This is a genomic window from uncultured Oscillibacter sp. (assembly GCF_910587525.1).
Taxonomy (GTDB): domain Bacteria; phylum Bacillota; class Clostridia; order Oscillospirales; family Oscillospiraceae; genus Oscillibacter.
Window position 1 is genome coordinate 1 of sequence record NZ_CAJULS010000195.1, and the last position, 3,193, is coordinate 3,193.

A 3,193-nucleotide genomic window follows, 5' to 3' on the forward strand; every position below is an offset into this window, starting at 1 on the left:
GACCACCGAGATCTACACTCTTTCCCTACACGACGCTCTTCCGATCTGCTTCATGCAGCTTCCTCCTTGCGCGGCAGAGGGAATTCAGTCCCCCCATGGGGGGACTGAGAAAGGGGCACGCCCCTTTCTTGATCCGTTTTCGCCGCAATTTTCTAGTTCACATCATACATAAAGCACTGAAAAAAACAAGACTACCCTACCAGAATGCAGGATTTGCGACCAAATAACATTGTCCGCCCCTTGACAGCGGCAATGTTCCCGGTTACGCTAAGTACAAACGGTATTGAGGAGGGCGGGATATGCGGATTGGAAAACGGTGGGCCGGTTGTCTGGCGGCGGGGTTGTTCCTGCTGTGCGCGGCGGGCCTTCTGTGGCTGCTGGGAGCGGAGACGGTCCCCCGGCAGGAGCCCGCACGCCTGACGCCGGAGGCCGTGAGCGGCGCGCCGGGGCTGGACGGCCTGTACCTCTACGCGGGTCCGCTGTCTTTGGAATACACCCTCCCGGAGCAGGCGGAAGGGCCGCGCTCAATTCTGGAGATCCGGCAGCTGTATGCGGCGGCGGAGCTGCGGCTGGACGGCGCGCCCTTTCAGAATATCCCGGCGGGTTCGGGGAATCTGTATGTGACGCTTCCCCCGGATTGGAGCGGTAAGGCCCTCACCCTCATCATGGAGAAGGGCACGGAGGACCCGGAGCCTTCCCTCTATCTCACCAGCAGCGCGGTCATCAACGAACTGGCCCGGGCCGATACCAGCCTGCGGGCCTTTCCCGCCGCCGCTTTTGGCATGATCTTTTTGCTAGCGCTGGGCCTGTTTCTCCTGTACGGCACTCTGGAGGGGTCCTGGTCCTGGCCGGTACTGCTGCTGAGCATCGCCGCCCTGGGCCAGGCGGCGTACTTCTATCTGCAAAACTCCTCCCTGTTCAGCCTGCCGCCCGCGCTCTACGGGCTGGTGCTGTGCCAGTCACGGGCGCTGCTGTTCGCCGCGCCGCCCTTATACCTGATGCTAGGCATGAAAAAATGGCGAAAGGCGTTCGCTCCCTTTGCCGTCCTGCCCTCGCTGTTTTACTTCGTTGTGGCGGGATTCCAGACAGTGGTCCCGCTCTTTTCCGGTATTGCCGTCCATGCCGGACTTGCGTTCTGCTTTACCATCGCCGCCCTGCTGGCCTGCGCCGCGCTGGAGGTCCGGGACGGCAATCCGGTATTCCGCCGCTTCCTGCCCTGGCTGGGAGGGTGCGCCGCGGCTATCCTGCTGCTGAGTATCCTCCCGGCGGCGCGGACCGGTCCCCACGCGTCCATCTTATGGGCGTTCCTGGCCGGCCCAATCCTCTGGATCGACACGGAGCTGTTTTACTGGAACAGTCTGCTACTGGCGCTGTGCTTTTTAGAAAGTGTGGTGGCCCTGACCCGCCGCGTGGCCCGGCGGGAGACGGAAATGCGGGTGCTGTCCGCCCGTGAGAGCCTGACACGGGAGCAGCTTGCCGTTGTGCAGGAGAGCGCCGCCGCCCTGGGGGAGCTGCGCCATGAGGTAAAGAATCATTATTTGGTGCTGCAAAACCTGTCCCGCGCGGGAGAGGTTGAGCGGCTAAACGCCTATCTGAGTACCCTGGTGTCTGATGTGTACGCCATTCCCGCCCTGGCCTGCGCCCCCCACCCGGCCATCAACGCCGTGCTGACCACCATGCTGGCACGGGCGCGGAAGCAGGGAATCGAGGTGGAGCACCGGGTCGACGTGCCGGAAACGCTGCCCTTTCCGGACACGGAGCTTTGCACGGTGCTGATGAACCTTCTGCAAAACGCCCTGGACGCCAACGCCCTGGCACCAATGGGGGCGCGGAAGTGGCTGTGGGTGGATCTCCATATCCGGGGGTACCATCTGTATATCGGGGTGGAAAATTCCTGCTTCACCCCGGTGGACTATGACGGGGATAGCGGCCTGTTCCGTACCACCAAGGCGGACAAGTCCGCCCACGGCTATGGGCTGAAAGCGGTCCAGGCGGTTGCGAGGAAATACCGCAGTGAGCTGCTGCTGAAATGCTCGGATGGCTGCTTTTCCGCCGCTACCGCCCTGCAAATGCCGGACTGAATGCCGCCCTTCCTGTGGCAGTTCACAGGGAGGGCGGTTTCTATTTGAGAAAAGCGATAAAGCGTTTCGTGATCTCCTGCTGATAGGTGCGGCTGACCGGAAGCTCCGTCTCTGTGTCCAGCAGCAGTCCGCGTGTGGTCTGCTTGAGGACGTGCTCCAGATTCACGACAAAGCTATGGTGGCAGCGGCAGAACGCGTCCCCCCGCAGGCGGGAAAGCATTTCCCGAAAACTCAGGTTGACGGGAATTTCTTCTCCCGGCAGATGGACGGCGGACTTATGGTTGACCGCTTCCGCGTAAAGGATGTCTTTTGCCTCCACTTTGCGCAAGCCGCCCCTTACAGGCAGTGCGATCTGTCCTGGGCGGTGGTTTTTTTGCAGATCCCACTTGATGGCCTTTTCCAGCCTCTCCTCGTCCACCGGCTTCATCAGGTATTCCAGCGGGTGGGTGGCAAAGGAATCGGACATATACTCCGCATAAGAGGTGATGTAGATAATGGAGCAGCCGACATTCAATTCCCGCAGACGTTTGGCCAGTTCCATGCCGTTTTCCTGGGCCAGCCCAATATCCAGCAAGAGCAGATGAAACGCCGCAGGCTGTTTCTGCAGGACGGTCAGCAGCGGTCCCGCTGCCGAAAAGCCGGAAACGGAAAAATCAATATCCCGCTGGAAATGACGGGCCTCCAGAATGCGGCAAATCATAGCCTCATTTTCTTGCGCCATGGATGGCTCGTCCTCGCATATTGCGATACGGTACATGGGGCGGTCACCTCCCTGCGGAACAGTTTGTGCCATTATAGCATTTTTCGGCGCTGCCGTCAAAGGGCAGTGCTGCTGAGGAAGTATCCAAACGCGCATGTTATCCTTTTATCCGGGTTCTCCAGGGGTACACCATAGGGATGGGCCTCCTCCGTGCCCGTCCGTTCCCCCGAAAACAGCCAGTTTCCCTACAAACGGGCCGGGACAGAGCCCGGCCCCTACAGGACACCTTCCCAAACATAAAATCTGCCGATAGGACACTCCCTGCTGCTGGCAGGGATGGCAGCAGCAAGCAATGCGCCGGTATATACCGGCGCTCGCTTGTTGGTGGCCTCCGCCCCCAAGCCCCCGTAAG

Annotated in this window: 2 protein-coding genes; one reads left to right on the forward strand and one right to left on the reverse strand. The window is 60.7% G+C overall.

Features of this window, described 5'->3' with window-relative positions; genetic code table 11:
• Positions 1-299: 299 nt before the first annotated feature.
• Positions 300-2,081, forward strand: a complete 1,782-nt coding sequence (locus QZ326_RS12265; protein WP_295745663.1) for a sensor histidine kinase — start codon at positions 300-302, stop codon at positions 2,079-2,081.
• A gap of 40 nt (positions 2,082-2,121) precedes the next feature.
• On the opposite strand, the gene QZ326_RS12270 is transcribed toward QZ326_RS12265, so the two are convergent.
• Positions 2,122-2,802 carry a LytTR family DNA-binding domain-containing protein gene (locus tag QZ326_RS12270; protein WP_365329261.1) on the reverse strand — a complete coding sequence of 227 codons (681 nt, stop codon included), beginning with the start codon at positions 2,800-2,802 and terminating at the stop codon, positions 2,122-2,124.
• Positions 2,803-3,193 lie beyond the last annotated feature (391 nt).

What these genes read in the sequence shown, in the direction of transcription:
- QZ326_RS12265 (WP_295745663.1), top strand. Translation starts at nt 300, where the DNA reads ATGCGGATTGGAAAACGGTGGGCCGGTTGTCTGGCGGCGGGGTTGTTC.
- QZ326_RS12270 (WP_365329261.1), bottom strand. Translation starts at nt 2,802, where the DNA reads ATGGCGCAAGAAAATGAGGCTATGATTTGCCGCATTCTGGAGGCCCGT.